4 protein-coding genes and 1 rRNA gene are annotated in these 7308 nt (G+C 40.2%); 2 read left to right on the forward strand and 3 right to left on the reverse strand.

The genetic code is table 11. From position 1 onward, the window contains the following. Positions 1 to 91 precede the first annotated feature (91 nt). Both H6G73_RS16030 and H6G73_RS16035 read right to left on the reverse strand, forming a co-directional pair. Positions 92 to 1714 carry a hybrid sensor histidine kinase/response regulator gene (locus H6G73_RS16030; RefSeq protein ID WP_242034218.1) on the reverse strand — a complete coding sequence of 541 codons (1623 nt, stop codon included), beginning with the start codon at positions 1712 to 1714 and terminating at the stop codon, positions 92 to 94. A 38-nt stretch (positions 1715 to 1752) separates the two neighbouring features. Beyond that, a complete protein-coding gene (locus H6G73_RS16035) occupies positions 1753 to 4794 on the reverse strand; it encodes a PAS domain S-box protein (RefSeq protein ID WP_190606204.1) in 3042 nt (1013 codons plus the stop codon). 219 nt (positions 4795 to 5013) lie between these two features. Here H6G73_RS16035 and H6G73_RS16040 point away from each other — a divergent pair, with 219 nt between their 5' ends. After that, complete coding sequence (locus H6G73_RS16040; RefSeq protein WP_242034219.1) at positions 5014 to 6264, forward strand: bifunctional sterol desaturase/short chain dehydrogenase; 1251 nt, start codon at positions 5014 to 5016, stop codon at positions 6262 to 6264. Positions 6265 to 6365: 101 nt separating this feature from the next. After that, entirely contained in the window at positions 6366 to 7073 is a 708-nt protein-coding gene (locus H6G73_RS16045; protein WP_190606205.1) for an ROK family protein, read from the forward strand. A gap of 140 nt (positions 7074 to 7213) precedes the next feature. Here the strand turns inward: H6G73_RS16045 and rrf are convergent. Beyond that, positions 7214 to 7308 (reverse strand): 5S ribosomal RNA (gene rrf, locus H6G73_RS25220); the annotation flags it as partial.

The following is a 7308-nucleotide window of genomic DNA, read 5'->3' on the forward strand; positions in this document are numbered from 1 at the left end:
TCTGGCCCGCAATACAATTCTGTTACCTGACCTCACAAAAATACTGTTATGCTTAACAGCACGCTACGCGCACAGCCAGCCCTACTTAGTATCAACCTGTAAATTTGTAATCAATGAAATTCAAAGGCAATTGAACTGTAAAATTTGTCCAACCTTGACTGCTGTTAACATCTATAGTTCCTTGAAGATATTCAACCATCTTTTTCACCAATGTTAACCCTAATCCCGTTCCTTGATGTTCCCAAGGATTGTTTTTCTCTGTTCTTGCATTACTGGGATAAATTTGGTAAAAAGGTTCAAAAATTCTGGTAATTTCTTTGGTAGGTATTTCAATTCCGGAATTGCTAATAATAATTTGTAAAAAAGCATTATCAATATCAAAATTATTAACTTCCTCGTAGTTTGATGAAAAAGATTCTAAGTTCTGATTGAGTTGAACTTTAACAACAATCCATTCATTAACAGGAGTGTACTTACAAGCATTGTTTAATAATTCTGATAATATTTTGATCAAAATATTTTGATCAGAAGTAATAGATGGTAAATTAGGGGAAACCTTAACCTTGAGAGTTTGACGATTGTTGTAAGCTAGAGTATGAAATACACTAATAATTTGTGGCAATAAATCTGGCAATTTTATAACAGTCAATTCCAATGGATAGGCATTGGCATCAATCATACGTAGATTGAGTAAATCATCCATTAAATTGAGTTCATGCTCACATTGCTCACGCAAGATTTTCAGATAATAATCAACAGTGCCTGGTATTAATAAAGCATTGGGATTTAATACTTTTTTTTCCTGCAAGCTATTTTCTAGCAGAGACAGGGCCATTTTCATGTTTGATAACGGAGTGCGGATAGCATGGGAAGTAGTAGCGAGAAAATCTTCCCGTAGTTGGTGCAGACGTTGCAGTTCTGCCATTTGAAATTCCAGTTGCCTGGCACGTTCTGCGGCGCGATCGCGTTCCTCTGCTAATCTCCGTTGTGTTTCATCCCGAAACACTAATACTGCACCTGTAATCTGACCACTCTGGTCTTTCAGGGGAGTGGCACTATCCGCTACAGGAATAGTAGTTCCATCTTTAGACAATAATAAGTAATGATTCGGTAAATAAACCGTGGTTTGTTGTTGAAAGGCGGTAACAAGAGGATTTTCCCCTGGTAATTGGGTGTGTTGGTCGATTAGTTTAAATATTTCTGTTACCTCTTTCTCCCTAGCTTCTGCTAAAGTCCATCCTGTCAGAGCTTCTGCCACATGGTTTAAATATTGGACTCGCAATTGAGAATCTACAACAATAACTCCATCTCCCATCCCTTGCAAAATAGCATGGAGAAAATGTTCATGGTCGTATCGATAAAGTGCTGTTTCAATTGCCACATATAATTCTTGCTCCTTGATGGGCTTGAGAATATAGCCAAAGGGATAGGTCAGGGTGGCTCTTTCCACCGTTAATCTATCGGAATGCCCAGTCACATAAATTACTGGAATCTGCGCTAATTTCCAGATTTGTCCTGCTGCCTCAATGCCATCTAATTCTCCTCGCAGTCTGATGTCCATCAAGACTAAATTGGGGCGAAGTTGAAGAGCTTTTTCAATGGCATCTGCCCCAGAATCGACGATATCTAAAACCCTGTAACCTATTAATTCTAAACTTTCTTTTAAGTTAATAGCCAGAATATACTCATCTTCAACCACCAAAATATCAATCATTTTGTTTGTCTGTTTGGTTGATGATTGGCTAAATATATTCATACCCTGCTTTTATGAAAAACAATTTTAAATTCTGCTCCTGGGAGAGAGTTAATTTCGATACTTCCTTTTAACTGCTTAACTAAGCCTTGGACTAGGGTTAAACCTAGAGTTTGGGCCTGTTTGCTATCAAAGTCTCTAGGTAAGCCAATTCCGTTATCTTGGACAACCAGTATGTATTTATCTTCTAACTTGTCGAGTCTAATTTTAATTTTACCTTCACAATTGTTGGGAAAAGCGTATTTTAAAGCGTTAGAAACCAGTTCGTTAATAATTAAACCACATGGGATAGCCATTTCAATGTCTAAGTTCACGTGATCTACCTGGATGTCCATTTTAATTCGGCTAGTAGAGATGTTATAGGAATAAAATAGATGACTGCTGAGATCGGTAATGTACTGAGCAAAGTCAATATGAGCGAGGTTGTCTGAGAAGTAAAGTTTTTCGTGAATCAGCGCAATAGAACCTATTCTATTCTGACTATCAAGTAAGATGGACTTGGCCTGAGCATCTTGTGTCCGTCTAGACTGCATTTGTAGCAAACTGCTGACAATGCCTAAATTGTTTTTCACTCGGTGATGAATTTCTTGGAGTAACACTTCTTTTTCTTTCAAAGAAGCCTTAATTTTTTCATCTGCTTGCTTATGCTCTGTAATATCCTGTTGCACAGCTACCAATATCTTGCCATGTTCTAAGTCTTCAAAAACGGATGTGGTAGCTCTACACCAGAAAGGCGTACCATCTTTTTTGATGTTGTTAACTTCATAGCTGGCCTCATCATTTGTAATTACAGTATGAGCGATCGCTTGATGAACATCTGTAGGTGAAATCTCTGCTTGATGGTAGTTGAGAACAGAAACATGTTGACCAATTAATTCACCAGTATCATAACCAAATATCTGCTCAAATTTACGATTGGTGTAGACTATGACACCATCAGCTAGTCTGACTAAGCAAATACCTTCAGCCATATTCCGGGCAATAACCGCTTGTAGCTCTAACTTTTGCTGGGCGTGTTTTTGCTCCGTGATATTAACGCTATTACCAACGATTCGATAAACTTTTCCCTGTTCGTTTCTCAGGGGGGTCAAGCTGGTAATCCACCAAGTTTCCTGTTCTTGTAAAGGGAAACATTCTTCGTAACTAATATTAGTTCCCGCATCCACACAATCTTGATAATGACGACGCACCTGGGCCGCTAAGATTGGGGGCAAAACTTGCTCAGGGGTTTTCCCTTGTAAATTACTGGTGAGAAGGCCTGTGACTCTTTCATGGGCGGGATTTAAGCCAACAAAGCGAAAATCATCATCGACCACATCAACCACAAAAATAGGCTGTCCTACCCCATCGTAGATACTGCGTAGAAACGTTTCTTGTTGTTGGAGGGTAACTTCGGCTCGTTTGCGATCGCTAATATCTGTGACCCGCACTAAATTCATGGTCTGACCAGCTACCTGGATTTGTTTGACAGCTAAGTTGCCCCAAAAGGAATTACCCTTTTTAGTGAGATATTCAAGTTCTTGACACCAAAACCCCCGTTGATTAATTTCAGTCACTAGGGAGTTCAACTCCTGGGGCGTAAACTGGTTTTTCTGCAAAGTTTGGCCTTCAATGCCAATGAGTTCAGCTTTACTAGTAGCTTCAAATAGTTCTACTGCTCGGTTATTACAATCTGTGGTCAATAAAGTTTCTGTACTGACCAAAAACAAAGCATCTGTAGATTCATTAAAAATCGCTTCCCGTAGGTCTCGGCTGCGAATAATTTCTAACTTAGTTTTTTTGATATCACTAATATCCCGCCCTTCTGGCAGCAGAAACACCACTTTACCAGTTTTATCTTTGACAGGTTTAAGGGAAAAGTCAATTGTCGCCACTTTGTCCCCAGCACCAAGAATATCAACCTGGTAACGGATAAATTCACCAGATGCAGCTTGAGCGATCGCTAATTTTAATTGCTCTTGAGTGGCTGATGAAATCTGCCACCATTTAGTTAACCAAATTGGCTGATTAATCACATCTGCCAGTTGCACACCAGCAAAATTTAAGGCTGTTTCATTGGCTTCTAACACTATGCCTTCTGGTGTTAGTAACCCCACAAATTGAAACGTCAGGTCAAAAATAGCCCGGTATCTTTCTTCACTTTGACGTAATGCTGCTTGAGTTTTTTTATTTTGAGTAATGTCACTACTAATCCCTGTAACCACCCAGTAGTTACCATCAGCTTCATAACGTGATGTATAGGTAGCACCAATCCAACGCAGAGAACCATCTTTGTGGTGAAAGCGAAACTCTACCTTAGCTGTGCCACCAGCATATAAACTCTCAAACAAAGGTAGGATGACTGCTTCTCTATCCTCCGGCTCAACTTGTGACATCCATAAGGTTTTATGGCTGACTATTTCCTCTGCGGTATAGCCAAAAAGAGCTTCACAGCCAGGGGATTGATAATCATATTCCCAATCTCGATTAGGGAAGAGACGAAAACTCACAATGGATGTAGCCACTGCACTATTGAGAACATCATTGAGTCGCGCTTGTGATTGACGATAGCGGGTTTCCCGATCTGAGAGTAATTTCTGGGTCAACTGTCGATTGGCGATTTCCTTTTCTAATTGTGCCGTCCGCACCTCTAGTGTCTGGTAGCAGGTTTCCATCAATCCCCCCAGTTGATTTTCGGAAGAGATTACCCCTAACACCTGCCCTTGGTCATCAATGATTGGTAAGTATTGATAGTGGCACTGACGCAATTTTTCGATGATTGTGCCCTTATCTTGAATTTCTGTTATGTCGATGGTGACTAGAGGTTGATTAATCAACTCCACCGCGATTATCTTCTGCAAATCATGACCCTGAGCGATCGCTCTGACTAAATCTTTGGCCGTAACAATACCCACTAATTGCTGTTGTTCCATCACCAGCCCATAGCTAGTGTTTTGCTGGCTCATTTCATATATTATTGCCAATCCAGTCAAATCTGATGCAATTTTCAGCCAGTCTTGCTGATGATTTGCATGAACAATATGCAAATTAGGAATATCCATCAGTATAATTTCTCCTTCAAGACCAAAAGCTGAATTTGTATGTATAGCAGGTGAAATTGCTAAAAGCCTTTTGGTATCTCAGTTTTAGCATGGATTATCTCCTAACAGCTTTGTCTATTGCTATATCTAGCATCGTTAGTAATTTGACCTTCTTCATCACCAGCAAAACTCAATCTGATACCATCATTATTTGATTATGAAGAATAATTAAATAAACAGATGTTACTAAAAATCATGATTTTGATGGAAACCTGGACGGAAATTGCTGCCAAATTGCCAATAAATTGGAATTTATTCCCTACATGCTTACAGTTTGCCTTGTGGGGCTTGTTCTCCTTACTACTCGCAGAAGTGCTAAGAGACAGTTACCATGCTTTATGCCACCAATTTACCTGGTTAGGAAAATGGCACAACAAACACCACATGGCCTATCGTCGTGATTTATCAATTGTGTCCCCAAAAGTCTATCAAGACTCCCAACTTTACAACGATATGGTTGAGTCGAGTTTAATGATCATCATATTAACCATAGTGGCTGTACTGGGGCGGCAATGGGGATTATGGTTAGGAGTATTTTATGCTTCTACCTTTTTATACGGCGCATCTGTGCGGCATTTTCAAGGCAAAATGGATACTGATTACAACCACACACCAGGGCCATTAGACACTATCCCTTCGACATTGTGGGTAAATCGTACTTATCATTGGCGGCACCATTTTGATGATGTTAATGCCTATTACAGCGGTGTATTTCCCCTTGTAGATAAAATTTTAGGGACAAGTTTGTCATTAAAAGGTAAAAGCGTAGCTGTGACTGGTGCATCCGGCGCTTTAGGACAAGCTCTAGTTGCAGAATTACTCAAACACAATGCCAAGGTTATAGCTTTAACGACTAATCCCGATCAATTGCTGACTCAACCAGGGTTAAAGGTACTAGCTTGGGAATTGGGTAATGAAGAAGAATTGAAGAAAAGTTTAGAGAAAGTTGATATTTTAATTATCAATCATGGTGTAAATGTCTATAGCGATCGCACCTCCACCGCTATTCACAATTCCTATCAAGTCAACACTTTTTCCGCCTTACGTCTCATAGATATATTTGGTTCTACAGTGACCGGGCCAGATGCTAAAGCCACCAAGGAAATTTGGGTAAATACATCAGAAGCAGAAGTATCTCCAGCCTTCAGCCCCCTCTATGAACTCAGTAAACGTGCTTTAGGAGAAATAGTCACACTCAAACGTTTAGATCGAGTTTGCGTCATTCGTAAGTTAATTTTAGGCCCATTTAAAAGTCAACTCAATCCCTACGGTGTGATGTCAGCACCACAAGTTGCTCGTGCCATTATCTTTTTCGCCAAGCGCGACATCCGCAACATTATCGTCACCATCAATCCCCTAACTTACTTATTATTTCCTCTCAAGGAATTTAGCACTTGGTTGTACTATCGCTTTTTTAGCAAAGCGGCATAGTCATTACCCCTAGTTGTAAAAACTATCCAAACATCTGCTGATTACCGTAATTCAGCACAGCATAATATCCAAAGAAAGAGCAGCAAAAAGGAAAAAGGCTAATGCTTGAAGATAACGGGTCAGTTCGTACCCTATCAGTAGATATTGGTGGTAGCGGTGTTAAAACAATGGTATTAGACATCACTGGAAAACCATTGACAGAAAGGGGACGCTTAGAAACTCCCCAACCCGCAACTCCAGAAGTAGTTATTAATGCTATTGCTGTGTTAGCAGCAAATCAAGGTGAATTTCATCGAGTTTCTGTAGGGTTTCCTGGTGTGGTACGTAGTGGAGTCACAGAAACAGCAGTGAATTTACATAGTAGTTGGGTAGGGTTTGATTTAGCCACAGAACTATCTCACAGACTCGATAAACCTGTGCGAGTCATTAATGATGCAGATATGCAAGGACTGGGTGCTATTGCTGGTAAAGGAGTGGAATTAGTGATCACCTTGGGGACTGGTTTTGGTTCGGCATTATTTGTCGATGGCAAGTTAGTTCCCAATATGGAAATGGGGCATCATTACTTTCGCAAAGGCAAAACCTATGAACAACAATTAGGACGTGCAGCATTAGAAAAAATTGGTGAAAAGAAATGGAATAAACGCTTAAAAAAAGCGATTAATAGCTTGCAACATCTTTTTAACTATGATTGCCTTTACATTGGCGGTGGTGAAGCGGTACGGGTGAATCTGGAATTACCACTCAATGTCAAACTTATCCCCAATATTACAGGATTGTTAGGTGGTATTGCTTTGTGGCGAAATTAGTGGGTAGTTGAATTGAATCATCAAGCGATCGCTTTCAATGAGAAGATGATGAGCGATCGCTATCTTTACCTATGATAAAAAACAGAATAAAAAACCAAAAGCCCCCGCATGAAGAATGAGGAGGCTTGGGAGAAGAGAGAACCTGGCATCGAGCTATTGTGACAATCGGCTACCCGAGAACTATCGTCGCCGCAGCAGCGTTTCACCTCTGAGTTCGGGAAGGGATCAGTGTGGT

The organism is Richelia sinica FACHB-800 (assembly GCF_014698825.1).
Lineage (GTDB): Bacteria > Cyanobacteriota > Cyanobacteriia > Cyanobacteriales > Nostocaceae > FACHB-800.

What these genes read in the sequence shown, in the direction of transcription:
- H6G73_RS16030 (WP_242034218.1), bottom strand. Translation starts at nt 1,714, where the DNA reads ATGATTGATATTTTGGTGGTTGAAGATGAGTATATTCTGGCTATTAAC.
- H6G73_RS16035 (WP_190606204.1), bottom strand. Translation starts at nt 4,794, where the DNA reads ATGGATATTCCTAATTTGCATATTGTTCATGCAAATCATCAGCAAGAC.
- H6G73_RS16040 (WP_242034219.1), top strand. Translation starts at nt 5,014, where the DNA reads ATGTTACTAAAAATCATGATTTTGATGGAAACCTGGACGGAAATTGCT.
- H6G73_RS16045 (WP_190606205.1), top strand. Translation starts at nt 6,366, where the DNA reads ATGCTTGAAGATAACGGGTCAGTTCGTACCCTATCAGTAGATATTGGT.